Source organism: Desulfovibrio sp., assembly GCF_018379785.1.
Classification (GTDB): domain Bacteria; phylum Desulfobacterota; class Desulfovibrionia; order Desulfovibrionales; family Desulfovibrionaceae; genus Desulfovibrio.
Genome location: NZ_JAGZUV010000006.1, coordinates 36,745 through 62,727, shown reverse-complemented (window position 1 = coordinate 62,727; position 25,983 = coordinate 36,745). Strand labels below are relative to the sequence as shown.

General features: G+C 53.9%; 22 protein-coding genes, 1 tRNA gene and 1 pseudogene. 3 read left to right on the top strand and 21 right to left on the bottom strand.

Going from position 1 to position 25,983, the window contains the following annotated elements:
* Window positions 1–16 precede the first annotated feature (16 nt).
* The 6 genes from KH208_RS02325 to KH208_RS02300 all read right to left on the bottom strand — a co-directional run bounded on the left by KH208_RS02325 (window position 17) and on the right by KH208_RS02300 (window position 6,119).
* Complete coding sequence (locus tag KH208_RS02325) at window positions 17–688, bottom strand: cytochrome c biogenesis protein (RefSeq protein WP_291433475.1); 672 nt, start codon at window positions 686–688, stop codon at window positions 17–19.
* Window positions 689–1,366, bottom strand: a complete 678-nt coding sequence (locus KH208_RS02320) for a heme exporter protein CcmB (RefSeq protein ID WP_291433473.1) — start codon at window positions 1,364–1,366, stop codon at window positions 689–691.
* A complete protein-coding gene (gene ccmA, locus KH208_RS02315) occupies window positions 1,354–2,076 on the bottom strand; it encodes a heme ABC exporter ATP-binding protein CcmA (protein ID WP_291433471.1) in 723 nt (240 codons plus the stop codon). Before ccmA ends, KH208_RS02320 begins: the two co-directional genes overlap by 13 nt.
* 17 nt (window positions 2,077–2,093) lie before the next feature.
* Entirely contained in the window at window positions 2,094–4,052 is a 1,959-nt protein-coding gene (locus tag KH208_RS02310; protein ID WP_291433470.1) for a cytochrome c-type biogenesis CcmF C-terminal domain-containing protein, read from the bottom strand.
* Window positions 4,053–4,485: 433 nt separating this feature from the next.
* Window positions 4,486–4,899 (bottom strand): cytochrome c maturation protein CcmE, encoded by a 414-nt coding sequence (locus KH208_RS02305; RefSeq protein WP_291433467.1) that lies wholly within the window; start codon window positions 4,897–4,899, stop codon window positions 4,486–4,488.
* A gap of 158 nt (window positions 4,900–5,057) precedes the next feature.
* Entirely contained in the window at window positions 5,058–6,119 is a 1,062-nt protein-coding gene (locus KH208_RS02300) for a hemolysin family protein (protein WP_291433465.1), read from the bottom strand.
* Window positions 6,120–6,429: 310 nt separating this feature from the next.
* Between KH208_RS02300 and KH208_RS02295 the strand changes: the two genes are divergently transcribed.
* The 3 genes from KH208_RS02295 to KH208_RS02285 all read left to right on the top strand — a co-directional run bounded on the left by KH208_RS02295 (window position 6,430) and on the right by KH208_RS02285 (window position 11,700).
* Window positions 6,430–6,506: transfer RNA gene (locus KH208_RS02295), tRNA-Met, on the top strand.
* 497 nt (window positions 6,507–7,003) lie between these two features.
* Window positions 7,004–10,141, top strand: coding sequence for an SNF2-related protein (locus KH208_RS02290; protein WP_291433463.1), 3,138 nt, complete (start codon window positions 7,004–7,006; stop codon window positions 10,139–10,141).
* Between the two features lie 11 nt (window positions 10,142–10,152).
* Entirely contained in the window at window positions 10,153–11,700 is a 1,548-nt protein-coding gene (locus KH208_RS02285) for a hypothetical protein (RefSeq protein WP_291433461.1), read from the top strand.
* 57 nt (window positions 11,701–11,757) lie between these two features.
* Here the strand turns inward: KH208_RS02285 and KH208_RS02280 are convergent, their stop codons facing one another.
* The 15 genes and pseudogenes from KH208_RS02280 to KH208_RS02210 form a co-directional block, all read right to left on the bottom strand.
* On the bottom strand, window positions 11,758–12,027 hold the full coding sequence (locus KH208_RS02280; RefSeq protein WP_291433459.1) for a hypothetical protein: 270 nt from the start codon (window positions 12,025–12,027) through the stop codon (window positions 11,758–11,760).
* Window positions 12,028–12,030: 3 nt separating this feature from the next.
* Window positions 12,031–12,564: a hypothetical protein gene (locus tag KH208_RS02275; RefSeq protein ID WP_291433457.1), complete on the bottom strand. Its 534-nt coding sequence runs from the start codon at window positions 12,562–12,564 to the stop codon at window positions 12,031–12,033.
* A gap of 82 nt (window positions 12,565–12,646) precedes the next feature.
* Window positions 12,647–13,072, bottom strand: a pseudogene (locus KH208_RS02270) (relaxase/mobilization nuclease domain-containing protein); the annotation flags it as partial.
* Between the two features lie 221 nt (window positions 13,073–13,293).
* Window positions 13,294–13,641 carry a plasmid mobilization relaxosome protein MobC gene (mobC, locus tag KH208_RS02265; protein ID WP_291433455.1) on the bottom strand — a complete coding sequence of 116 codons (348 nt, stop codon included), beginning with the start codon at window positions 13,639–13,641 and terminating at the stop codon, window positions 13,294–13,296.
* On the bottom strand, window positions 13,638–13,967 hold the full coding sequence (locus tag KH208_RS02260; protein WP_291433452.1) for a hypothetical protein: 330 nt from the start codon (window positions 13,965–13,967) through the stop codon (window positions 13,638–13,640). Before KH208_RS02260 ends, mobC begins: the two co-directional genes overlap by 4 nt.
* Window positions 13,961–16,348: a DUF6371 domain-containing protein gene (locus KH208_RS02255; RefSeq protein ID WP_291433451.1), complete on the bottom strand. Its 2,388-nt coding sequence runs from the start codon at window positions 16,346–16,348 to the stop codon at window positions 13,961–13,963. The genes KH208_RS02260 and KH208_RS02255 overlap by 7 nt, the downstream gene beginning before the upstream one ends.
* On the bottom strand, window positions 16,345–16,557 hold the full coding sequence (locus KH208_RS02250) for a helix-turn-helix domain-containing protein (protein WP_291433450.1): 213 nt from the start codon (window positions 16,555–16,557) through the stop codon (window positions 16,345–16,347). The genes KH208_RS02255 and KH208_RS02250 overlap by 4 nt, the downstream gene beginning before the upstream one ends.
* A gap of 218 nt (window positions 16,558–16,775) precedes the next feature.
* A complete protein-coding gene (locus KH208_RS02245) occupies window positions 16,776–17,705 on the bottom strand; it encodes a hypothetical protein (RefSeq protein ID WP_291433449.1) in 930 nt (309 codons plus the stop codon).
* Between the two features lie 18 nt (window positions 17,706–17,723).
* Window positions 17,724–19,139: an RNA-binding domain-containing protein gene (locus tag KH208_RS02240; protein ID WP_291433448.1), complete on the bottom strand. Its 1,416-nt coding sequence runs from the start codon at window positions 19,137–19,139 to the stop codon at window positions 17,724–17,726.
* A 67-nt stretch (window positions 19,140–19,206) separates the two neighbouring features.
* The gene (locus KH208_RS02235; RefSeq protein ID WP_291433447.1) at window positions 19,207–20,259 is read right to left on the bottom strand and encodes a tyrosine-type recombinase/integrase; all 1,053 of its coding nucleotides are present in this window, start codon (window positions 20,257–20,259) and stop codon (window positions 19,207–19,209) included.
* Window positions 20,260–20,597: 338 nt separating this feature from the next.
* On the bottom strand, window positions 20,598–21,047 hold the full coding sequence (locus KH208_RS02230; protein WP_291433446.1) for a hypothetical protein: 450 nt from the start codon (window positions 21,045–21,047) through the stop codon (window positions 20,598–20,600).
* A 2-nt stretch (window positions 21,048–21,049) separates the two neighbouring features.
* A complete protein-coding gene (locus KH208_RS02225) occupies window positions 21,050–21,958 on the bottom strand; it encodes a restriction endonuclease (RefSeq protein WP_291433445.1) in 909 nt (302 codons plus the stop codon).
* A 32-nt stretch (window positions 21,959–21,990) separates the two neighbouring features.
* Window positions 21,991–23,598, bottom strand: coding sequence for a type I restriction-modification system subunit M (locus KH208_RS02220; RefSeq protein ID WP_291433444.1), 1,608 nt, complete (start codon window positions 23,596–23,598; stop codon window positions 21,991–21,993).
* Window positions 23,595–24,695 (bottom strand): AAA family ATPase, encoded by a 1,101-nt coding sequence (locus tag KH208_RS02215; protein WP_291433443.1) that lies wholly within the window; start codon window positions 24,693–24,695, stop codon window positions 23,595–23,597. Before KH208_RS02215 ends, KH208_RS02220 begins: the two co-directional genes overlap by 4 nt.
* Entirely contained in the window at window positions 24,692–25,978 is a 1,287-nt protein-coding gene (locus tag KH208_RS02210) for a restriction endonuclease subunit S (RefSeq protein ID WP_291433442.1), read from the bottom strand. The genes KH208_RS02215 and KH208_RS02210 overlap by 4 nt, the downstream gene beginning before the upstream one ends.
* Window positions 25,979–25,983 lie beyond the last annotated feature (5 nt).

The following is a 25,983-nucleotide window of genomic DNA, read 5'->3' as shown; positions in this document are numbered from 1 at the left end:
GAGTTCGCTGCGGCGTTTACGCCGCCGGGTTGTCGGCATTGGCGGCCAAGGCATCGAGGCGGGCGCGCAAATCGAGCTGGCGTTTGCGCAGCCAGACCAGCCCGGCCCAGAGCAGACCGAAAGAAAGCACGCAGGCAATGACCGTCATCTTCATTTCCGGCTCCAGGCCGCCGCCCTTGGCCGCGAAAACCGCCGGATGGATCGAGCGCCAGATCCGGGCCGAAATGAAGACCAGGGGCACGTCCAGAAAGGCCACCACGCCCACCACGGCGCAGACCATGCTTTTGCGCTGCGGCGGCAGATCCAGGCCGCGCAGCACCAGATAGCCCGCGTAGACGAACCACATGATCAGGGTGGTGGTCAGGCGCGGGTCCCAGGTCCACCAGACGCCCCAGGACTTGCGCGCCCAGAGCATGCCGGTGACCAGGGCCAGGCCGCTGAGCAGCACGCCCACCTCGGCGGCGGCGGCGCAGAGCCTGTCCGCGCCGGGCGCGCGGCGCAACAGATAGGCGATGGAAGCCAGAAAGACCGTAAAAAAGCTGATCAGCGCCCACCAGGCCAGGGGCAGGTGGATGTAGAAGATTTTCTGGATCAGGCCCAGAGTGGCCTCTTCCGGGGCGTAGACATAGATCAGCCACTGGCAGCAGGCAAAAGCCAGTCCGCCCAGCAGGGCCAGAAGTCGCGGCATTTATTCGTCCCCCGTGTAGATGAAGCTGAACAGCAACAGACCGGCCCCCAGAAAGACCGCGTCAAAGGCGCAGGCCACGCCCAGCCAGCCGCCGGGCCCGCCCGGGGAGGCGGCCCCCAGCGTCTGCGCGCCCACGCCGATACCGGCCAGCAGCAAGGGCGTGAGCAGCGGAAAAAGCACGATGCTCAGCAGGGATTCGCGCGCCGCCTGCCCCTGGGCCAGGGCCCCCAGCAGGGAACCCAGGGCGCACATGCCCAGATCCACCAGCAGCAGGGCCGCCAGGCCCGGCAGCGGCGGTCCGCCCAGCTCCTGGCCCAGGAAAATCACGGACGCGGGCAAAAAGATGACCTGGGCCAGCAGCAGCAGGGTCAGGCCCGCCGCCGCCTTGCCCAGCCAGACGCCCTGAATGGGCGCGGGACAGAGCAGCAGGCCCAGGCGGGCGTTGTTGGCCTCTTCCAGGGCGTAGAGCTGGTTGAAGATCAGCACCTGGCAGAAGGCCGAACTCAGCCAGAACACGGCGGCGGCGGCCTGCGGGTTCATGCGCTCGCCGATGCCCTGGGAGAGGCTGAACACGAAAAGCAGCAGCAGACCCAGCAAAAGGGCCTGGATCAGACCGCTGCCCCGGGCCAGGGTCAGGGCGAGATCCTTGCGGGCCACGGCCAGGGTCAGGCGCAGCATGCCGGGCCTCCCCTATCCGCCTTATCCGTATTGCCCGCGGCGGCCGCGTCCGGCGCGGTATGAAAGCCCGTGAAGTCCGAGGGCGCGCCGTCATAGACCAGTTTGCGCTCCGCCAGGGCCAGCAGGCGGTCGGCCAGGGGCGCGTCGCCGGCCAGATCGTGGCTGATGAGCACCACGCAGGCCCCGCGCTGCCGTGCGTCCCGCACCTCGCGGCGCAACAGGGCCAGGGAAGCCGCGTCCAGTCCGGTGCCCGGCTCGTCCAGCAACAGGAGGTCCGGCTCGAGCATGAGCACCCGCGCCAGGTTCAGGCGCTGGGCCATGCCGCGCGAGAAAACCCCCGCGCGCTCGTGGGCGTGGGCCCCCAGGCCAACCCGCTCCAACCCGGCTGACAGGTCGGCTCTGGACAGGCGCAGGCCGTGGGCCGTGCGCCAGAAAGCCAGATTCTCCAGTGCCGTGAGGCCGGGGTAGAGAAAGGTGGCGTGCCCCAGATAGCCCAGGCGGAGGCCGCCGGAACGCGCGCCGGATTCCGCCTGCCGCACGCGGCCCGCGCTGGGGCGTGACAAGCCGGCCATGATCCGCATCAGGGTGCTTTTGCCCGCGCCGTTGCCGCCCACCAGCAGCGAGACGCTGCCCGCCGTGAAGGCGCAGCTCACATCCTTGAAGATCACTTTGACGCCATAGAGCTTGGCGACACGGTCGAGTTCAAGCACGCGCGGGCCTCCCGGCTTCAGGCGTTACCGGCGGACGCAGTGGTGGAATCGCCCTTGCCGTCATCCGGGCCGTCCTCGCCGTCGGGCTCCCTGGCCGGGGACGTGCGGCGGCGCAGGCCCAGCAGGGGCACGAGACACATCAGGGTGCCGCCGATCCAGATCCAGTTGACCAGGGGTTCCACGCTGACCTTGACCAGCACGCGCATTTCCTCGTCCAGGCCCAGCAGGGAGGCATAGACTTCATTGCCCAGGCCCGGAATCACATCCACCTCGGAAAACTGCATGCTGCCGAATTTGTCGTACATGCGGCGTTCCGGAGCGACAATGCCCAGATTCTTGCCGTCTTTGCTGATCTGGAGCCGGGCCGCGATAAAGTCGTAGCCGGGCTGGCGGCCGTCCTTGATTTCCAGCAGGGTGGCGGTGTAGCCGCCGACCTGTTCGGTCTGGCCCGGAGCCAGATACATTTCCTTGTCCTGCGTATAGGGGCCGGAAAAGGCGATGCCCAGAGCGGCCAGGGCCATGCCCAGGTGCGCGCCCAGAGCCCCCAGGCTGGCGGGCTGGCGGCGGACGGCGCTGTCCGTGAGCAGCAGGATCACGCCGAGGCTGACGGCGATGGCCGCGGACGAGCCGAGCAGGGCCGTGGGCTGGCGATAGCCCAGCGCCCAGATCACAATGCCGCCGGCGACAAATGCGCCCAGCACCGCGAAGAAACGGCCTTTGCCGCGCATGCCGCCGTTCCAGCCGAGCCAGGGACAGGCCGCCATCATGACCAGCAGCAGCGCGCCCAGAGGCAGGCAGACCCGGTTGTAGAAATTGGCGTCCAGGCCGCGCGGGGCGGTGGTCCAGAGCTTGCTGATCACCGGCCACATGGTGGCGACCAGGATGATCACGGCCAGGGCCAGCAGCACCCAGGCCACCAGGGTCAGAAAGCCTTCGCGGCTGTCCAGCCCGGCCAAGGGCTTGCCTTCGCGCGGGGCCGTGCAGGCCACCCAGAAGGTGACCGCCAGGCCGGCCAGCACAAAAACGGTCAACGGCGTGCCCACGCTGCCGTCGCCGAAGGCGTGCACCGAATCAATAACCCCGCTGCGCACCAGATAGGTGGCGAAAAAGGCCGATACCGTGGTCAGGGCCATCATGGCCACATTGACCCGGCCGAGCTTGCCCCGGCGCTCCTCCACAATCAAGGTGTGCAGGGCGGCGGTGCCGATGAGCCAGGGGATCAGGGAGGCGTTTTCCACCGGGTCCCAGGCCCAGTAGCCGCCCCAGCCCAGTTCCATGTAGGCCCACCACGCGCCCAGCACGATGCCCGCGGTGAGGAAAAGCCAGGCCAGGATGATGAAAGGCCGCGCCAGGCGGAACCAGGGCCCCTCGCACCGGCCCCTGCGGGAAAGGGCTTGGGCCAGGGCCAGGCAGGCGGGCACGGTAAAGCCGCCGTAGCCCAGGAAGAGCAACGGCGGATGGAAGATCATGCCCGGATTCTGGAGCAGGGGGTTCAGTCCGTTGCCGTCGGCCGGGGCCGGGGTCTGCATGAGAAAGGGGTTGCTCCAGTTGGTCAGGATCAGGGTGAAAAAGGCCATGATCACGTAAAAGAAGGTCCAGTACCAGAGCTTGGTGGCGGGGCTCAGATTTCTACAGGCGCGGGTGCAGGCGAAGATGCTGCCGCTCAGGCTCACGGCCAGGGCCCAGAAGAGCATGGAACCGGGCTGCCCGGCCCAGAAGGCGGTCAGGCGGTAGAAGACCGGCAGGATCAGATCCGTATAGCTGGCAACGTATTGCAGGCTGAAGTCATGCCAGTAGAGGGCGTGCAGCAGCAGGGCCGAGGCCAGCAGCAAGCCGCCGGTGACGGCCCAGTGGGCTTTTTCGATCAGGCGCAGGCTGTCGGCGCGTCCCTGCCAGAGCTGGAGCAGAGCCATGCCGCCGCCGCCCAGGGCGCAGAGCAGGGCCAGAAGTTGCATGGCGTAGGCGAAAACGTACATGGGGCTCCTTTACGCGTGGATGACGGCGAGACAAGCCGGCTGATCCGGCGCGTCCCGGCCCGCCCGGTTCGAGTGACGTGACGGGAAAAAACAACGCCCCGTGTTGGGGGGCGCCGCGTGGCCGGAGCAATTTCAAAAGTGGAATTGCTCCGGCGGCTGCGGGAGCAGACGCCCGCCACGGAGGCGCAAGCGCAATTTGTTTGCGCGATTAAACGCCGAAGTGAGCGTCTTAAAAACTTTGAGAATGCACTTTCTCAAAGTTGTATTGCTCCAGGCTCAGCCGTCATTAAAAGCGCCTGCTGCAAAGCCGCCTTTTTCCGTGCGGCCGCGTTGCAAAAAAGCATTCGATACAGCTTCGCCCAATTTCTCCTTTGCGCCTTGCTGCCCGAAAAAATTCAGCTTTTCGCGGACGGCGTTTTAATGAGGGTTGAGCCTAGCTTGTACGGTTTTCCTTCTGGTACTTGGAAGGACATTTTGTCATCAGGGTCTTGGCCGCAAAGCGCCCCCCCGGCCCCATGCCGCCTTCCACGATGACTTCCGCCCCGGCCTTGAACGTGTCGGGCACGGCGCCGCTGTAGTTGACCACGATGGTCTGGCTGGCGTTGTCCTTGTCTTCCAGGCTGAAGGTGACGCCCGGTCCGCCCCGGTGCTTTTCAATGCCCCGGCTTGCCACGGTGCCGAACAGCCGGGCCGCGGTCAGCTTGTCCGGCGTGGCGGCCTTGGCTTCGGCCACGTTCAGGAAGTAAACGCTGTTTTCCGAAAAGCCGGAATACGCCAGATAGCCTACGCCGCCCAGGAAAAGGAGCAGCGCCGCCACATAGATGGATGTATTTTTTTTGCGGGCCATGCGAGTCACTCCAGTGTTGCGCTGAGTGAAGATGGGGTACCCTAGCCCATTTCGATTTTTCTGACAAGATAAGAATTGTTATCAATATTTACGGGGCGGCCCGTACCGCGCGGGCATTGCGGATCAGGCGGGCCCGGCGGCTCACGCCTGCCGGGGACCTACCTGATGGGCGCGGCGGGCTTGTCCTGGGGTGCCTTGCGGGTCAGGGCCTTACGGCGGTCGCGGGCCAGGGCGCGCAGATCCGCCACGTTGTCGCTTTCGTCCATGATCTCGCTGCCCAGAATTTCCTCCAGCACGTCCTCCAGCGAAACCACTCCGGCCAGGCCGCCGTATTCGTCCAGCACGGCGAAGAGATGCACCCTGGCCTTGAGCAGTTCGCGCAGCAGCACGTCCAGGGTCTGGCTTTCCTGCACGAAATGCAGGGGGCGCATGATTTCGGACAGGCGCGTGCCCTCCTTGTCCTCCTTGAGGCAGCGGCCCAGGGTGCGGCGCTCCACCAGACCCACCAGGTCCTCGTTGTTTTCGCCGTAGACCGGGATGCGGCTGAAATGCCAGATGCGCGGATCCTTGTAGGCCTCTTCCACGGTGATGTCCTCGGGCAGGGAAAAAACCACGGTGCGCGGGGTCATGATCTCATGCACGCGTTTCTGATCCAGGGCCAGCACGTTGCGGATGAAACTTTCCTCATAGGGCTGGATGCGCCCGGCCTGGCGCGAAAGGCTGGTCACGGCGCAGATGTCGTCCTCGGAGATCTGCGGCGCGCTGGAGGGCGGCGACATCAGGCGGGTGAGCAGGCTCGTGAGCCAGAGCAGCGGCGAAAGCAGCTTGATCGTCAGGGCCAGGGGGCGGGCCAGGGCGCTGGCCAGGGGCGTGGCATAGGCCACGCCCAGGGTTTTGGGCACGATTTCGCCGAAGGCCAGGATCACGACGGTGAAGGCCAGGGCAAAGAGCGCCATGTGCTCCGCGCCGAAGACCGCCAGAAAGGCCGCGCCCGCAATGGTGGAACCGGCGGTGTTGGCCACGGTGTTCAGGGTCAGGATGGCGGCAATGGGCTTGTCCACCTCGGTACGCATTTTATAGAGCAGTTCGCCTACAGGACGGCCCATGCGGCGCAGGCGTTCAATGGAGGACCAGGGCACGGCGTACAGGGCCGCCTCGGTGAGCGAACAGGAAAACGAGACCAGAACGGCTATGCCGACGGCCAGGATAAGGGTGAGCATGACGCGGCATCCTGCGGCTGCGGTTTGACGGGCGGCCACGGGGCCCGGAGATGGACGCGGTGGGCAAGCCCATATTTATATGGATAAACTATAGCCCGACGGACCGGGCTTGGCAATTGCCGCCCGGCGCGACCGGGACCGGGAGAAGCAGGCCGCTTGGCGACAGATGGTGAGGGAGTGGCGGGGAGCGGCTTTTGGGGGATGGCGCTGAGGAAAATGGCGAGCCGAAAATAAAATGCGCGGCTTTGCTTGACAGAATCCACCCGCAGGACTATATTTCTTTCTCGCGATATGACATGTCGCCACATGGCGCGGGGTGGAGCAGTTCGGTAGCTCGTCGGGCTCATAACCCGAAGGTCGCAGGTTCAAATCCTGCTCCCGCAACCAGAAATTACAGGCACTTATGAGTTTCTAACCATAAGTGCCTTTTCTGTTTTCTAACCTATTTCTAACCACAAGGGTATTTTGCCTGATGAAGCCGCGCCTGTATTGGCGCGGCTTTTCTGGGTTTTATGGAGTTTGCAGCGTGTGGAGAAAATCGCGAGCAAAGTCCATTACGGTTGCTCGGCAAGAAGGGGCTAGGTGTGGGTGCAGGGAGGTTTTTCCGCCAGTCCTAACCATTTCCTAACCACGTTTCTAACCAGTTTTCTAACCTATGCAGGGATACTGGTCATAGCCTCACATAGAAAACTTTCATCTTTTCCCAAGGCAAAAAAGATCGCTATCTGGTGGACATCTGGTCTGGTCAAAATAATCTTATTTGACCTTGCTCATGCCTCATACTAGATTCAAACTGTCTATATGGTCGTGGCACCATGGCAGCTTGATGATCAGGGCCAGTGGCCAACTGAGGCAATGAAGAATTTAATCTTTAGAGAATCAATATGACAGCTAGTAGTGAAATTATACCCTTTATTCAGGGCGATCTGATCATCGATAAAAGCGACCCTGGGAATATCGCGGAGTATACAGGAAAATCTATTCCAGTTGGCTCTAGGTTGATGGTGGAATTGCGATTCCCAAATGGCAGCCTGAAGCTTCGTCCCCTATCAAGTGTGAGCTCTATCCAACAAGGCAAGACCAGCAGCTTATTGGAGCAAATGCAGCAAGAACTTTTTGGGAGTTTGTCTGATTTGCGCCAGCTAATTACATATGAAAAACTCAAAGGGGCACTACATGATGTTGTCTACTCCATGGAGACTGCTCAAATTGATTTTTATCCCTATCAGTACAAGCCTGTAATCAAGTTTATCAACTCTCCTTCCGAACGGCTTTTGTTGGCAGATGAAGTCGGTCTGGGCAAAACGATTGAAGCAGCGCTGGTCTGGATGGAGATGCAAGCTCGCTACCAGGCAAAGCGCCTTTTGGTTGTTTGTCCCAAAATATTGGCGGAAAAATGGCGAGAGGAGTTACACCAAAAATTTCTTATCGATGCCAAAATAGTTAATTTTGATGAGTTGCAGCGTGAAATCGGCAATTTGAAAAAATATGGAGCAAATTATCCTTTTGCTCTTATCAGTACCTATTCCGGTTTGCGGCCTCCAAAAAGTGCACGCGATGAAATTAAAACTCGCCCGGAAGATGGTCCAGCCTCTTCCCCAAAGGTGCAGCTTTTGCGGGAATTGCGATTTTGGTCCGAAGAACATCAAGCAATAGATCTCGTTATCTTTGATGAAGCACACTATATGCGTAACCAAGCAACGACAACGTTCCTCCTTGGTGAGAGCTTATCTACAGCAGAAGCCGCTAGGGCTGTCTTGTGTGTTTCAGCAACGCCTGTAAACAATAGTAATATTGACCTACATAGCTTGCTTAGACTTATTGATGAAGATTTTTTTGCGACACAAAGCAGTTTTGAATGGCTAATTCAAAGCAATAGACCTGCCGTCGAAGTCTCTAATGCTCTTTCGCGGCATCCAGTTGATCGAGATGCGCTATCGCACGCGCTGGAACGCATGAGTTTTATTCCGCATATCCAAAACTCTCCATATTTTCATGAGTTAATTAAAAAACTAGGCGTATTGGAACAAGAAAATTTTGTTAATCCGGCTCTTTTGGCAAAATGCCAGGATATAGCGGATAAAATGAATGTTCTTGGTTCATATATCAATAGAACGCGAAGGGTACAGGTGCAGGAAAACAGGCCTATCAGAGATTCAAACGTTATACCAGTTACATACACGCAAGGCGAAATGGACCTTTATCAGGCTATACTTGGCGCTGTACGGGTACATTGTTTTAAAAACAATTCTGAATTTCATGTATTTCAAATAATGACATGGCAATTAATGGCTGCCAGTTGCCTCCCTGCTTTTGTTGAAAAAATAAAATCCGGAAAAGAAAACGAATCAAACAACCTTCTTGCTGAAGCCTTTGGCAACACCGACAATGGCGAGCCACCCTCCCTAAGTATTGGGCAAGAAATTGCTTCGTGGGCAGACTTATTAAATTACGATTTCGAAGGAAATGATTCAAAGCTGTCGCAACTTTTTGACCTGTTGCAATCTGAGCCGGGGGAGAAGGTAATAATATTTTCTTACTATCGTGGCACGCTGTCGTATTTGCAAAAGAAACTTGAAGAGAACGGAGAATTGTCTGCTGTTATCCATGGGGGCATCCCGGTCGAAAAGCGTTGGGCAGAAATTGAAAGATTTCGTTTACCATCTGGGCCAAGAGTTCTACTTGCGTCTGAAGTCGGAAGTGAAGGCATTGACCTGCAATTCTGCCGTATACTCATAAATTATGATTTGCCGTGGAATCCTATGCGTGTAGAACAGCGGATTGGGCGTATTGATCGCGTGGGCCAAACCGCAAAGCGCTTGTCCATAGTAAACTTCAAAATCCATGGTACTATTGAAGAAAGAATATATGAACGACTTCATGAGAAATTGGCAAAATTCAGCAATAGCCTTGGTGATTTGGATGAGGTTCTTGGGGAAGAGGTAAAAAAATTAACTGTTGATCTTTTGAGCAAAAACTTAACACAGGAAGAAACAGATCGCAGGATTAGCCAAACGCAGCAAGCTATAGAAAAAAAACAACTTGATATTCAGCACCTCGAAGAGTCTGGCGAGGGACTTATCGCCCTTTCAGACTATGTGCAAAAAAAAATAGAGGAAGATAGGGGACGAGGCAGATATATTCAGCCATCTGAGCTTGAAGCATATATCTCTATTTTTTTTGCACATTATTTTAAAGGAACTATAATTAACTATAATACTCCAGTACACGGCTGTTTGCAAATTTCACTTTCTAACGATGCCAAAGAATCTCTATTTGACTTCATAAGAGAAGATAGGACTATTGTTGCAACTCATTTGCGTCAACAAACAATAACAATGACATTTGATCGTAAAATAGCACAAGAAATACGTGGCAAGAAAAAACTAGCTTTTATTAATCACATGTCACCATTCGTCCGCTGGATAACAAGTTTCAATAGAAAACAAGAATACAATTTACACAAAATTTCTGCTATCGGCTCGAACACATCTTCTCTAAAACCGGGGACATACCTTTTCCGGATAGACAAGTGGACACTTAAAGGAATAACAAATAGAGAAAAACTTGCATATGGATTCATTTCTCTTGAAAATGGGAAGTGTGTTTCTTCGTATGAGGCAGAAACAGTGTTTCAGGATATATTTAGGGCTGGCTCTGAATGGGTATATAGAGATTACGACAAAAGCTTGATCGCTGAGCGATATAACTCTCTTGAAACATATATGTACGCACAGTTTAATGATGAAGCGGAAGACTTTGAGAGAGAGAATGCAAATATGCTTCAGATTAAGGAACAACGCGTATCGACCATCTTCGGGCGGAAAATTGAACAAGATCGGCAACGGTTAGCCACTCTTGTTGAAAATGAACGCGGAGAGCAGATCATAAATATGACCAAAGCTCGCATCAAAAAGAATGAGGACAACATGCGTAATAGGATTGCACAATTGCAATCTAGCGCCGAATTGGATCCTGAATCTAATACGGTAGCGCTTGGCCTCGTTAAAGTGGAACGTTGAGAGGGGACAGTATGGGAAGCTTCAGCGACAACTTAAGCAAACTACTTGCCAAAATTACAGGGAAAACCTCTGCTGATTCTATACAACAATCTACTAATCCTCAGAAACTTACAGAAGATATCTTTCCACCTGCTCGTACAATCTCGCCAGCTACAAATGTTTCAAAAGAACGAGAGCCATACTTTTTTCAAATTGGGTTTGACTTCGGAACGTCTAGTTCCAAGGCCGTTATTAGAGATATCAACATAGATCGAGCTTGGGTCTATACTGTCACTTTTGCCGCGCCCCATACAGCTTTTTTGATTCCAAGCGTTGTTATCTATAAGGATGACAAATTTTTGCGCCATCTTGATATTGACACACTTTATCCAGAAGGTGGACTGTATCACCTCAAAATGGCGGTTGAAAAGGCCGCTTTGGGAGAAATTAATGATCCCATTTTTGGGGAATATAGAAGAATCGTTGGCCGAAAATCTCCTCACACGCCAGCACACATTGCCTTCTTAGCCTCTGTCTTTTTCCTTTCTTCGACTTTTTCTGAAATAAGCAACAGTATTATACAGAAATTTCCAGACTTTGGACGTAAATCTGAAGATCAAATGGCTATCAATATGGCAATCCCTGTTGCCAATATTAGTAATAATAGCGTTCGTTCGCTTTTTGAAAAAATATTAAATATTGCATGGCTGTTAGGCCGTAAGCACAATGTAGGGCAAGATTCTTTTGTCATTGATGAGTTATCGCAAAAAGTTAAAGAGATCGAAAATGCACTTGAGCAAACCAGCAATAGTGAACTTTGCCATGTTTATCCTGAAGTAAGTGCTAGCGTTCAGGCTTTTGTTCGCTCTCCTGCATCAAGCCCTGACGACCGTACAATCTATTTTTTTTCAGATGCGGGTGCTGGAACGGTGGATCAAAGCGTTTTCACCTACGCCGGTGGGAATGGAAGACGTCTTAATTATTTTTCTGCCGAAGTTTTTCCGAGGGGATCGGGACAGATTGAACTTGCCGCATGTGCTGGCGAAGTTAATGAAATAAACCTTGAATATTGGCGGAAAGAAAAAGAGCTTGGTAAAAATTCTCCAGAGCTTAACGTAGCAAAAATGAAGGTCAGCGAAGGATTAAAATTTGACTCAACAAAAACATTACAAGGAACATTGAAATGCCTGCCTTATGGTGAAGGTGGTATAACTCCAACAACATCACTTAAGGAAAAGATCAAGTTTATTTTCAGTGGTGGTGGGAATATTGAATTTCCATATCAACGAGCGGTTGTTGATGCGTATAAAGAAGCACTCGGTACAGCACAAGACCCAGTTTTTACCTCTATTGCGCGTCCTTCTGATTTAGAAATACCGCAAGGATATGAACACTGGATAAACCGCCTTTACGTTGCTTATGGGTTATCTTTTTTGTTTTATGGGTTAGCCGAGAACACTTTTCCTTCGGAAAACAAACTTGATCCAGGAGAAACATCTCAAACGCAGGTGGCCTGTTCTTGCAATGGATTCAATAAGAATTGTTCTAAATGTTACGGAACAGGAATGATTCAACCATAGGCTATCTCCCTAGCCTCGGCCCACGGCTGCGTTTTCGTTCCTGCTCCCGCAGCCGCTCTATTTGGCGTTCAATAAGGCGCTCAAACGCGACAAGAGCGGTTCCAAGTTCGCGTGTATATCGCTCAAGCGTTGCAAGTGCTGCGCTGATTCCTGCTGTTCGGCTCGGAGCTGCTCGATGTTCCGGCGCAACTCCTGTATGTGCTGGGCCTGGGCTTTCAAGCTCTCCTGCTGGGCGGCCAGCCTCTTTCCATGGGTTTCCTGCGTGACGGTCACTTCCTTCTCCAGGGCGGTCAGGATGGTTTTGAGCATACGTTCTAATTCTGTCATGGACTATTTCCTCACTATGATCCAAGCGTCCCGCTTGTCGAGCGTTCCCGCGTGGGTGATTTTCCAGCCTTCCGGCGTCAGCAGATAATCCCTGCCCTCCGAGTGGTACGGCTCCAAGTCCTTGAACGTGGCCCGTATTTTGGCTGCCTGCACTTCCAACGATTCCTTCCGATCCGACAGCACGGTTATTTCTCGATACAATGTAGTGATCTTCTTCTCGGCCAGGGCCATCAGGCTCCAACCGCCGAGCGACATGCCCGTCAGGATGCACAAGGTGACGATCAGGGTTTGCAGACATTTCCAGCCAAAGGCGGCGCTCAGAATCCGGCAGCGTGAAGTCACGTTCTGTTCCAGGTTCGTGAGCTGGTGAAGGATAGCGGCCTCGGTTGTACTGAGCGCGGCTTTCGACGATTCGTGCAAACTCCGACTCAAGGCGTCGAACTGTTGCCGGGTCAGGGCTTCCATATCCTGCCGCTCCCGTTCGGTCTTGGCCTTCACTTTCTCGGTCAGCGAGTTCAAGTTTCCAGTGCTCTGCATATATTCCTCCCTTGAGGCGGAGTTTTTCCCCGCTCTCCGGGTCTTTGACGGTGATGTACTTCTTGCCCGCCCGGTTGATTTCCAACCCGGCCCCGGCAAGTGCATGAAGAACGTCTTCACGATTGCTGACAAGCCCCTGTTCGATGTTGGCCCGCATGTATTCGTGGACGGCATCCTTGGCGGCGGCGCGGTCATCCTCGGATGGCGTTTTGCCCCAGCGCAGCAGCCGGGCGTTGTGCAAGTCCGCATGTTCCGGCGTGTGCAGACGAGCGCGGGCCGGGTCATCCGGTCTGGCCCAGCCTTCCCGATGGTTGTGCATGTCGCGGAACACGTCGAAATGCTTCTGCCAACCGGGTGGGCAAGGGTTAAACGCCTTGCCGCCGGAAAGCTCCACGCGCGGAATGACGAAGTGCAATTCATGGTGGCCCGCGTGAGAGTGACGTACCCACAGGATGTTGCGCTGATCCGGCTCCAGACCCGCGAAGGCCATTTCTTCAAAATCGTCCATCACCCGCCGCTCCTGCTCTGGCGTCACCGCATCGTCCGGGTGCCAGGAAAGCACCCCAGCGGTGAACTTCCATTTGGTATCCAGCGTGTCGATAAGGTCGCGGGTAGTTTCTACATCCCCGCGCAGGACTTCCGGCGGCAGTTCGTCGCGGCCCGGATAATCCGGACGCACAAGGTAGTGCGTGGGGCCGTCACCGCCGCCCTGGCCGTGAGGGAACACCTTCATATACATGGCGTGTCCTCTGATTCAGGCGGCGGGGGTGTGTCTGCTCCCTTCAACTCCCGCTCCAGGCTGACCAGAGCGGCCAGTACGTCTATCGTTTCGGCGCGGCCCTTGTGGACGTTCACCCACCGCGCAAGCTGGTTCAGGTTCACGCCGATGCGGGCAAGCTGTCGGACGCGATCTTTTTCCAGAGGCGTTTGCCGCAGGCGATAGTCCAGGGCGCGCTGCCGGATGAAATCCGTCACGGTCTGCCCCTGAGCATCGGCCTTGGCGGTGATGGCTTCCTTCTCCGCAGGGGTGACGCGCAGCTTGACCAGGGCGGTGCGGGTATCCGTTTTCGGCTTCATGATTTTTGCCTTGGCAGGGTTCGAAGGGGCGCAGCCACTCGCCAGCCCCGGCAGTGGACACCGCGCAGCGTGTGGCCACAACGGGTAGGCTGGCTATTGGAGATAACACCGGGGCGAAACGGCAACATATTGGGCGCATCACGAAAGAATACGGGAAACGAAATAAACGAATTTGACGAAATTACCGAAAAAACGCCTGTCGCTCTGGAGAGGCTTTCTTCGTATTTTTCGTTTCTTTCGTGAGCCGACAATGCCGCAATCAACAGATGATCCCGGCGTCCGGCGAAGGAAGAAAAAAACGAAGAAAACGAAAGAAGCATCAGCATATGGCCTCCTTTTTTTCGTTACATTCGTTATTTTCGTTTCCTTCGTTTATTGTCGTTATTTCGCGCAGGGTGATAATCTGCTTGGGACGGCCTTTCCCGCTCTTGTCCTTATGGATGTGTATGCGTTGCTGTGCCTCCAACTGCTGCAAAAGCGGTTGCAATCGCTCCTTGGGGATATTCCGGCTGAACGCGGCGCTCAAGTCTGTGGCCGATAGCGGCCCCTGTTTCAGAATTTCCAGCAATTTTTCCTCAAGCGGGTCAACAGACCGATCTCCGAAGATATACAGTGCCGAGTCTTGAGCGTAGCCCCACATTGCCAGAGCGGCTTTCAAGTGCGGCACATCAATGTGTTCCTGGCCGTCGAGCAGCGCGTAGACCAGGGCAAGGCGCTGCGCCTGCGCTTCGGCCCGGTTGATGATGCTCCCGGCAAGGCCGGTGTGTTCCCTGGAGATTTCAGGATAGATGCCCTCCCACATTTCCAGGGCGCTGGCGGTCATGGTTATGGCTCCGCGCTTCTGCGCTTGGGCCACCAGCCGCCACAACTCGCGCTGTATCGGGGCCAGTTCCGTTTCCGGCATCCGGGGCGGCATGGCTACCAGCTTGGAGCGGCGGGCGCATATCCAGAGAAAGCGGTTGCCAAACCCGTTGAAGGCCTGCACGTCGCCAAGGCAGACGGCAAGCTCCTGCATGGTGATGTGGGTGATGATGTTGATATGCGCCCCTTTGACCGTGACGGGATTATTCTTGGTGAGCGGGGCGTAGTCGCCGTCATCCCAAAAGCAACGGAGTCCCATTGAAAGCGTGTTGCCCTCGCGTTTGGTGCAGGTGAGGCCGCTGGCAAACTCTTCATCTTGAATCATCAGGCGCTTGTCGCCTTTCTCACGGATTGGTTCGTTGGGGTTTTGCCGCTGCCGCCGCTCCCGTTCCTCGTCCGATTCATCGCGGACGTGATAGGCCAGCCCTTCGCCGGTAGACAGCGGCCCGCCGCTCTCCCTGGCGGGCAGGGGCAAGCCCCATTTCCGCAAATCGGCAAGGAAACAATGCTCCCGGCCAAATAGCTTTGTGACCGGATGCCGTGACGTGCCTTTCCGGGCCTTGCTGGAGTTGCCGCAGATAACGGCGAACAGACGCGGCGCGTGGACGGTTTCGCCAATATAGAGGTGGGGGCCTTGACCCGTACCGTTATCGGGCGCGTGACCGTAGATTTCCGCGCAAAAGCGCACCAGGGCGGTAATGGCGACTGCCGCCGGGTCGGCCTCGCTGTCCCGCGTGGCCAGCCTCACGAACTCGCCCAAGATGCCGGGGCAGGCGTCAAAGGAAAACACCGGCCACTCCTTGATGGTGATGTCCTCCGGGTCTGCTGTCGAAGAATCCGACTGCACGGCAACGGACGGCGCAAGGCTTGGATACCGCTTTGCTGCCCTGCGGCTGAACTCCGCTACCAGCATGGCGGTTTCGATATGCACTTGTGGGAGAAATCCCGGCTCGGTCTGGTCGGCCAAGTCCCAGCCATCCGGCAAGGTGTCAGGCGGTTGGATGATGGCAATGCTTTGCGCTGTGCCGTCCAGTATCCGGGCAAGCTCCAGGGCGGCGGCGAAACCCGGTTCATCGTTATCCGGCCAAATGAGGATGTTTCGGCCCTGGAGCGGAGAGAAATCCGCTTTACCCACGGCGTTGCTGCCACCGCTCCAGGTAAGCGCCGCATGGTGCGGAAAATAGGATTGCGCGGCGTCCGCTGTTTTCTCACCCTCCACCAGAAGGACGGGAGCATCCGGCATGGACGCGAGTTTGGGCAGGCCATACAGCGGGCGCGGTTCCGGCAGAGCTTTCCAGGCCCATTGTGGCGGATTGGAGCCATATTTACCGTAACAGAGCGGCAGAACCGCCTTGCCGTCCGGCAAATCAAACCGGACGGCGTAGGCCAGGGTGCGGCCTTGTTCATCTTCATAACGCCAACTCTGGCTGTACTGCCCATGCTGCGGGTGACGACGCGGCGGTTCCGGTGCTGACGGCGGAACCGGCAGGATGGGCGTAAACGTGGCCGTGGCCGATGGAACCGCGCTGCTTGTCGCTTGCGGTCGAAATACCTGCGCCGTGCCGATGCCGTACTGCTTTCCAAGCTCCTTGGCGGCTTCGCCCTGGCGTATGCTCCAGACTTTGGCGGCAAGGCCGATAATGTCTCCCCATGCATCACCAGAGGCAAAATCGCTGCCCTTGCCGGTTTCCAGATTGGTTCGGCATGACTCGCCGCTACCGCCCTGGAGCGAGGCGCAAAGGTATTCTTTCCCGGCGATCCTCCCGCCGGGGAGAAGTTCCTGTACTACCTCGCCCAGCCTGGATTGCAGGCCGTCTTTGACTTCCTGAAAGATGTTGCCGTTCATCGGGCGCTCCGAAGCTGTGGGGCTGTGTCTTTGGTGTGGACGCTGCGCGACGCGAAATATTCCTCCAGGTCGTTGATGTCATAGAGAACGCGGCTGCCGATTTTGGAGTATTTCGGGCCTTTCTTCTTGGTGCGCCAGACTTCAAGCGTGTTGGGCTTCACGCCTAGGAAATCGGCGGCTTGCTCGTTGTTGAGTTTTTTAGCGGGCATACGGTGTCTCCTTGCATAATGGTGTGTTGCGCCTGCGCGAAATGTGGCAGGCTGGAGACACTCGTATAGACCGGCATCAAGGGAGAAAAAATTTGACTTCTAGCTGAGGCATAACAAAACCCCTCCATTCTAGCTTTAGAACGGAGGGGTTCCCATTTTATCCAGAAAAATTAGCGTAATATCGACATGAACATTATGGCAAGCGGAACCTAATCCGGTCAGGTTTTCTCTTCTTCGGAACCCTGTTTTGGGGCTCCACTCCAGTTGATGATGTCCTTGGGCATGTTTTTGCGGAAAATGTCTACATATGCGCTCGGTGCTTCGGTGATGCCGTAAATTTTACCGATGGCAATGTATTTGGCCTTAACCCCCTCGCGGGTGATAGTGTGTGGTGGTTGGAAATCATTGGTGACTTTGTTGGCAAGCTCGACAAGGACAGCCATATGACTTTCCGTTTCCGCCAGCCGATTTTTCAGGCGAGCCTCACGCCCGGCTGCCGCCGTATACTTCTGAGTGGCTTCCTTCTTCTCTTCATGCAAATCGGCAATTTTGCGCTCCAGAGCGGCAACTTCTATAGAGATGTCTCCGGCCTGTTCTTCAACGTGTTCCTCAGCTTCACTCCACATGGCTTTGTTGGCAGCGATTATTTCTTGTATATGGGTGAAGTCGCAACAATGGTTGTCAGATCCAAGGGCGGCGTTCTGATCGGAGCGGAGAAAGCCCGGTGACAAAAAGGTGGATATGAGTTTGCAGGGGACGTTTTCTGCAACGCCGTCACCAAGCGCGTTTTTCGCTTTGAACACGGAGATTCGGTAATATTTGAGCGCGGCCAGGCTTTCCCGGTTCGTTTTCGCGTGCAGCATCCGCATGGCTTCGTTCAAGCGTATGGCCTGAGGGAGTGTTGCGGACTCAAAGAAAGAAAACGCATGGAAGGCAAGAAGGCAAAAAAGTCCTGTCACGAACAAGCCTATCAGCGTCCCTCCCAGCAGGGTTGCAGTGAGGTCACTGATTGTCGCTCCGGAACTGACGCCAATCCTGGCTAAATGAGCGACGATAAAAGAAACGGCAAGTATCCCGAGCGCCCCGGTGCCGATTACCGTAACCAGACGGGCGTTTTTGATTATTTCAAACTTCTTTGAGGTAAACATAACTGATCCAAAAACAGGCTATTCCACGACTTCCCAACTGCCGCCCTTGTTCGGCCCAATGCGGCGGACAACGCCCTGCCCTTTGAGTTCCTCCAGGCGGCGAAGGATTGTCCGCTTGGAAACATTCAGCGATTTCGCAATGATTTCAGATGTCACAGTGCTGTCTTGCCGGATCATGTCCATAATGGCGGCGTTTATGTCTGGTGACAGCATTGATGCCATTTTTGGTGACACGGATTCTTTTTTTGGTGAATCTGTCACCAATGTGTCGGTGGAAACAGCCTTCCGGCGCACAATAGCCTTAAACAAACAGCCCTCGTTGTCATCGATAAAGTCGATATCCGGCCATTCCGCCAGGGCGCGTTTAATGCCGGAACCAAGCCCGTGGTAGGGCAGCAGTCCCTTGGCCACATAGGAAACCAGGATGGGATTGCGGATGTTGGAGTTGCCCGCCTTGATTTTTTCAACGGTCAAGTTGTTGGGCAGATGGCCAGGACTGATTATTTCGATCCGGTCATCGAAGATGAATATGCGGATCGCGGCGCTGACAAGGTAATCCCGATGTACCAGGGCGTTGACCAGCAGTTCTTCAAATACGCCTGGGGGAATTTCAGGCTGCCCCGGCGAGTTGACCCCGCGCCCAGCCTGAATCTTATGCAGGTTGCGCATGATAAAGGCGTGGGCGTCATCAAAAATCTTTCGCAAAGGCCCGGCAAAATCCTCGGTGTCTATGTAGTCCGTGGCATGAATTGCATTGCCAGGGTAGCGGATGGCTTTGACCACAAATTGCGGCACTATCCATTCCGGGCGCTCGGCGAACATGAGCACACCGGCCAGGTTCAGCTTTCCGGCGTCTGTCGCCAGATTCATGTTTTGCAGCAGGCGCGTCAGATCTTCCAGGGATTCGGGGTAGTCCTGCTGGTACACGTCACGCAGGAAGTCGCGGAAGCGCAGTTTATCCAGTTTGTCGATTCCGGCCTTGGTGGGCAACTCATCGGCGTGGAACTGGTTGCTGATCTGGAACAGACGGCGCAACTCTTCCTTGGAATTGACGCGGCGCTTGTCGGAGCCGGTTTTCAGCCAGATAACGCCGTTTTTGTCGAAATAAGGCTTGTCCATGCCCTTGGGAACAGTGAGGACGATGACCACGTTACCGTTTTCCAATACGACATTTTCCGTATGCACGGTCAGCGGACTACGCACAAGCTGGCTGGCCGCGTTGCTGATAAGCTGGTTGATGCGGCTTACATCGGCCCGGGAGAGGCCCGGAACCGAACCGTCATCCGCGACGCCGAGAAACAACGTACCTCCTTCCGAGTTGGCGAAAGCCGCCATTTCAGAAGCCAGGGATTCGGCATTGTGAATATCCGCCTTGAACTGGCGGGTGCTGTCCTCGCCCCTGGCGACTTGTGCGAGAAGTGCTGATGCGTCCATGTGGTTCCTTCAAATATATTAGTGCTGTGTCATACACTAAATCACGCGGGCCTCTGCCGCAAGATATTCATTCCTCTGGCATAGCGGTGAGAATTGCCGCAGCAGCATTGCCCGCTGCCGTCATGGATTCCGGCAGAAACTGGCCGTATTTCTTTTTGGTGAACTCGGCATTTTTGTGGGTGAGCATTTCCGCGATCATGTCCAGGGTGAATTTGCCGCTATTGGCCAGCGTCACGGCGAAGTGGTGCCGCAAGCCGTGAAAAGGGCGGAACTTGACAGGCAGCTCAGCCGCTTTCTTGATTTTGTCCACGGCGCTGCAATCTTTGCGCATGTCGCCGAACTTACCGGGGAACACAAAAACGCTTTGCGGGAAGTTCTCCGCTTTCCATGCAAGCTGATTTTTGAGTACTTCTTCGGCGACATTGCTCATGCCGATGGAAACGGATTTGCCGCCCTTGGGGTCGCGGATGCGGATGAGCTTCATGTGAAAGTCTAAATCCTCGGTTTCCAGAAATTTCTTCGCCTCGTCCGGCTTGAGGTATTCAATGACCTCGTTGTCCTTCACCGGCATTTCAATCTGAAAACTCAAGGCCGGGCAACGGTTGGTCTTGAAGCCGAAATTGGCGATACGGCGCAGCAGTTCAAGAGCGTTCCAAACGGTCGCCGGTTTACGGTCACTCAAGGATTTTCGCAGTTCCTCAATGAGCTGGGGGGTGATTTCGCTGACGGTACGATTACCGCATAACGGCTCAAGGTGTTTGGCGTAGCGGTTCTTGTCGGTGACAAGTCCCTTGAGCGATGGGCCTTTGATCTCAAAGTAGGCGTCGGCGATTTCCTTGAAGGTTCGATCCTTCTCCGCTTTCTCGCGTCGAATTTCCTTGGCGGTCTTGACCTCTTCACCGTGCCGGACGGCCTTTACTCGCTTGGCTCTGACTTCGACGGCAACATCCGGGCCGTAGCCCTCGGAGATTTTACCGATTTTCTCCCAGATAAGACGGCGGCCCGAACGATAGGTGATATAAAAGCAGAGGTCTGGAGCGCCGTTGAACATCTCGGCGGTTTCATAGACGTAAACCCCTGCCCATTTGTTCGGATGATAGCGCCGTTTTTGCGTTGCCATATGCTTGCTCTCTTACTCAAAAAGCGTTGTTTACCATTTTCTAACCACCGATATTTTTCTAACCTATTTCTAACCACATCGTCAAATTTTGGCAAAAAATATCGGGTTGAGTAAAAGATGTTTCGAAGATATTATATTGAAAATAAAGAAAAATACTGCTTGATAAAAGAGCGTAAATTCTAACCAAAATCGTTAAAAAAGGGCTCATAACCCGAAGGTCGTAGGTTCAAATCCTGCCCCCGCAACCAAGAAATTTAAGCGCTTATGGAATCCTAACCATAAGCGCTTTTTTCATTTCCTAACCTATTCCTAACCAGGAAAGGGACTACTACCAGATTTCATGAGGCAATATGTGAACGGAAGTCAGACAGGATTGCCGCAGCAAGCCGATTTGATGCTGTCAGTATTTCGTCTTGTGTCGTTGGCTGCATCTCATGTGTTATGCAAGATTCAATATACAGGGCAAACTCGGAGGCCAGTTGAGAAACCTCTGCGGATCCACTCAACTCCAGAAGTGCAAGCGTGGCTTTAAACTCCATGGGCTTGATGGGAATTCGGGACGATTGCGCAATCACGGCAAGATAATTCTGGTAGACTTGCCGTTTCAGCTCGAAACTGCGTTCTTCCTTTCTTCGCCCCTCCTGGCGTTCCCATTCCTCCTTGGCTTTCTGTTGCTCGTAAGCAAATCTGCCGTCCTGTAATTTTCCTTGGTGCCGCAAGGCGACAATACTTCCCAAAAGGGTGAACAATCCGCCTATGGCCGCCCCCAAAATCGTTTCCCAAGGCATTGTCATTTCTCCGGGGTCAGAAAAAAGATGGGCGTAAGGGGCAGTCGCTGCCATGCCTGATCGCTCAAGCGCGGGATGTTGTCCGACCAGAGCTGGACAAGTTTGGCACTGTCCACAAGCATGATGCGCTTGCTTTCCTGACTGCGGGCGTAGGCCTCGGCATCCTTGGTGAACCCCCCTGTGCAGAAAAAGATGCCGCTGTCATGCTGGCCGATATTTGCCATGAATGATTTGAGATCCGGCTCGGTTACGGCTTTGCATTGTTGTTTGACCTGCACCTTGATGCGCGGTCCCTGAGTACCCAGTGGATCTGTGTATGCCAGGATGTCCACGCCGCCGTCTTTGCCCGGAGGCGCGATCCACGTCACATGGTAGCCGATGGCCTTGAGCAGCTCTGCTACTAGTTTCTGAAAATCATAGGGATCCATGGCATGTAAAAAAGCGTCGATTGTCTCCTGTGCCTGTTCCCTGGCTTCCTCGTAGGAAACACTGACGCTTTTTTCGCTTTCATCCTCAACATCTTCCGATTCGGAGGAAACAGCGCATTGATTTTCGGCATGCCGCCCCTTGTGCTGTTTATACCATTGACGATACAGCTGGGCGGCCATCTTGTGGAATACTTCAGGGTCCTTGAAGAGCTTCAGGGCCTTCGCTCCCTCTCCAGTCAGGGTCCATATCCCGTCATCCTTGATGAGCCAACCTGCGCGTACTGTATCAACGGTGGCAAAGCGCACGATCTTTTCAAAGCGGCGCCCGCTTTCATAGCTGCCCGCTTCATACTCTGTAAGCGTGACGGAATCAGCCAGCGCCGCCAGGGCCTCTTTAGCCTTCATGCCTTCCGGCTGCTTTTCCAGAATACGAAAAAGGGTCTGTACCAGTTCCCCAAGGCGCTTATTGGTAATTTGGGCCATGAGCTATTCCTTGTAAAAGATAGTGTGCTTCCCTATGGCAAAAGGGGCAGACCCAGCTCTTTCAAAAACGCATTGTGTTTTTCCGTGGCGGCTTTGATTTGCGCATCCACCGCCATCATTTTTTTATGAACATCGGCAAGGTCAATTTCCTTTTCCGGCATTGCTGTGCTGACGTATCTGGAAATATTCAGATTGTAGCCGTTTTCGGAAATTTCTTCCATGCTGACACATTTAGAATATCGTTCTTCTTCTGTGCGGAACTGATAGGTATCTACAATTTTTTTTATGTGTTCCGTAGAGAGTCTATTTTGCCGTTTACCCTTTTCAAAATGCTCAGAGGCATTGATGAAGAGCACGTCATCAGACTTTTTACACTTTTTGAGCACAAGGACGCACACGGGAATGCCCGTGGAGTAAAAAAGGTTGGCGGGCAGGCCGATAATGGTGTCTATGTTGCCGTCTTCAAGCAGTTTGCGGCGGATGCGCTCCTCCGCGCCGCCACGGAACAGCACGCCATGCGGCAGGATAATGGCCATAGTGCCTTCCCGCTTCAGGTAGTGGAAGCCGTGCAGCAAAAAGGCGAAGTCCGCGGCGGATTTCGGAGCCAGTCCATAATTTTTGAAACGCACATCTTCGCCCAGCGCCTCACTGGGATTCCAACGGTAGCTGAAAGGGGGATTGGCCACCACGGCATCGAAATAGGGCTTTTTCGCGGGATTGGTTTCGCGCAGCATGTCCCAGTCGTTGGTCAGGGTGTCGCCGTGGAATATCTCAAATTCCGAGTCTTTCACGCCATGCAGCAACATGTTCATGCGCGCCAGGTTGTAGGTGGTGACGTTCTTTTCCTGACCGTAGATTTTGCCTATGCCTTGCGCTCCCATGCGCCCCCGTACATTGAGCAAAAGCGAACCGGAGCCGCAGGCGAAATCAAGCACGCTGGCAAGATGTTTTTTGGGGCCGGTGCTGGGATCCTGGCTGTCCAGCGTCACTATCCCTGATAAAATGCTGGATATTTCGTGTGGTGTATAGAATTCGCCGGCTTTTTTGCCGGAGCCTGCCGCGAATTTGTCGATCAGATATTCATAGGCATCGCCCAGCGTATCGCCCTCACTGGAGAAGCTGGACAAGCCTTCGGCAATTTTCTTTATAATATCACAAAGTTTCTCATTGCGCTCGGCGTTGCGCTTGCCAAGCTTCTCGGAAGTGAGATTGATTTCTGAAAACAGCCCCTGAAAGGTGCTGTCGAAGGATTCATTTTCAATATGTTTGAAGCCGCCCTGAAGGGTATCCAGCAATTTCTCGTCCTGCGTGCGCGCCATTTCGGCAATACTGCCCCAGAGATACTCCGGCTTGATGACGTAATGCACACGACGGCGCATGAGCTTTTCAAACTCCGGCACGTCATCCTGATTGGCGGCATACCAGATGCGCAGGGGCGTAACTCCGGACTGTGTGCCGGCATCGGGGTATTCGTTTCCCAATTCCTTTTTGGCCGCGACTTCATAATTGTCGGACAGGTAGCGCAAAAAGAGAAAGGCAAGCATATAGTCACGGAAGTCATCGGCGTCCATGGTTCCGCGCAAGGTATCGGCAATGCTCCAAAGGACAGCGCCCAGTTGCTTTTGATTTTGTTCGGTCATGACTGTTCCGGGGGGTTGGCGGTTGCTTTGGTGAGCTGCGGGATTTCAAATCGGTAACGGCTGAGGAACGCCGTCAGAATATTTTTGAAAAGTTCCTTGGTGTCGTCCACCATCTCGCGCGGAGTATAGATAGAATACTTGCCGTGGCTTAAGAGGTTAAGAGCACGCGTGTACAGCACCTCATCATCCACGCCGTGAATGCAAGCGGAGAAATCCTTATAGCCAAAGAAAACCGCTGTTTTTTCCATGATGCTGCGCAGTGCATTAAAATGATGCGTGTAGATTTGATTGCTTTCCATAGCCTGTTGCAACTCGCTGAGCATGGCCACATGATGAAAGAAGGGCGCTTCGTCCGTTCTTTGCAAGGAGTACTTTTCGCCTTGTGCCGAGCGGTAAAAGAAATAAGTGTTATAGTTTGTACGTGAGCGTTTGAATTCGTTCCACAGCACATTGAAAAACAATCCATGATGGGAGGAAATGATACACTTTGTTGTATTCTCCGGTTTTTTTAGTGTATTGATGAGGTCTGTAGCTACAGCAATGGCGTTATTATCATCCAGAGATGATATGGGGTCATCAATATAGATATATTTCACCCATGCATAGGACTCGTGTCCTTCAATGACAAGGGTGCAAATGGCAAGGAAAATACACCAGATAAAAATATTCTCTTCGCCGCGAGAAATCTTGATGTTTTCTTCTTCCCCACGCGAGAACGAAATCGACCACTGTTCATAGTCAATCTTGAAGTCAAAATCCGCATAGCGTTCAAGGTATGAAAATATCTTGCCTTCCAGTGCCAGCTCTTTGAAGCCGGAAAAAAACTTGGAGACTGTGTTGAGGCGTAAATAACGCTCCGCATCGCTTTGAAGATCATTGTCCCAGGAAAAGAGGTCTTCGGTATAGGCATTAAAATAGAGCGTGTCACTGGAGCCGCCTTTCTTCCCGGCATTCTTAAAATCCATGGAAAGCCGAGTCTTGCCTGTGCCGTTGTAGGCAAAAAGCAGTACACAGTCATTGCTGCGCAGGTCATCCCGCAGGCGCGTCACCAGTTTGGGCAAAGACGGATATTCCCAAATTTTCGGCGTGTCGCTCATGCCTTCGCCTCGTCAAAAACTGGGAAGAGCTGCTGCATGAGCCCTTTTTTATGTGTCTTGAGCAGACTGAGCTTTTGTCTCTGCGCGGCAATGAGTTCGTCGAGGGAGGAGAGGCAGTCGGCAATTTTTTGTTGTTCAGCTGGTTTGGGGACAAAAAATTTGTATTTTTTTAGCTGGTTGCCATTTATTGAGTTGATGGTGGCACCCAGGCCAGCGGACACTTGACTTTCGTATGTTTCTGTTTGGAAAAGTTGAATAACGAACTTAGCCGATCTTGATCTGAATACCATCATAAATGCACCATGAGTGCACGGTGGCATCCCTTCGGGGATAAGGGCATTTTTCCCAATCAAGGATTTAGATCCATTTCGAACACAAATCAAAATATCATTTGGCTCTGATGGATTAGCACTCCCTATTTCATGTCTCACATAGACGTTGTCATCCAACACGATCATGCCATTTTGAACGTTGGATGATCTTAAAACCAACAATCCATTATCGCGGACATCATCCGGGCTGTACGTTAAGCCTGAGACAAGCTCACCTAACTGGCTGAGTGTTCTCTCTTCCCACTCTCCCGCACTCCGAAACTCAGGAAACCGCAATGCGGGCAGTGTTTCACCCTCTGCCGGAAAAAGCTGCTTGAGCAGCCCTTTTTTATGAGCCTTGAGGGCGTCGAGCTTATTGGTTTCGGCGGCAATGCGTTCATCAAGGGAGGAAAGGCAGTCGGCGATGCGTTGTTGCTCTTTAAAAGAAGTATTACCCGTTGGATAGGGAATTGGGAGAGACAACAAATCTGCATCATCAATAGCTAAAGCACCATGTGAACGAGCACCAATAGTGATATACCTCCTTAAATATTTTCCATGGAAATTATATAAAAATAAATAATTTAAATACAGATGAGCGATGTCAGCTACTTTAATTTTGAAACAAGTAAATATACTATTTGGTACTGCTGCAATTTCAGTACCTATGTACATAGCAATAAATCCTTCAGGGTATTCTTTTGTTGAACTTTTATTATATGCAAAATCATTTTTATGTAAAATGATATAATTTTTGTATTGTTGGCCAGCAATTTCTTTTCCGAACTTATCTATTTGCGGAATTAACCCAACTCCAGACATAATACTCATCAGAATACATTTTCTATCCCCTGCTTTTTCTTTAATAATAAAAGCCAATTCACCAAGGGGTTGACTACGCCACTCTCCATTGAATTCAGGAAAACGTAAACGCGGCACCAGAGAGCCTTTCTTCTTATCCTTTGCACTCATCATGT